A 386-nucleotide genomic window follows, 5' to 3' on the forward strand; every position below is an offset into this window, starting at 1 on the left:
CCTCAGGTCGAGGCGCGACTGGCCGACGCCCTCGGACGCGCCGTCGAGCGCGGCGTGGTGGTGTCTGGCGTGGTCTATGACGACGCCCAGGCACGGCACGGCGGCTATCAGGTCGTCCGTTCACGGACGGCCGAACGGGTTCTGGAACGCTGGCCCGGCGCCGAATTGCGGCTGGCCGCCGACGCGACCCAGCATCTGCTGGCCCTGCTGACCCGCGACCTGACCGAAGTTCGCCACGCCCTGTGGAGCGACAGCATCTATCTGTCGGTACAGCAGCACTACGCCCTGTCGGCCGAACTGCGCCTGCACGCCCTGCCGGCTCCCGAACGTGAAGTCGCCCCGCAGCTGACCGTCGCGGGCATGCACCCGCCAGGTCTGCGCAGCCT

General features: G+C 70.7%; 1 protein-coding gene. It reads left to right on the forward strand.

What is annotated here, in order from left to right:
* Positions 1-386, forward strand: a 386-nt coding sequence (locus AB4Z43_RS33540) for a hypothetical protein (protein ID WP_441941016.1), incomplete at both ends; no start/stop codon positions are given.

It is taken from the genome of Mesorhizobium sp. 2RAF45, from assembly GCF_052115225.1.
Taxonomy (GTDB): Bacteria; Pseudomonadota; Alphaproteobacteria; order Rhizobiales; family Rhizobiaceae; genus Mesorhizobium; species Mesorhizobium jarvisii.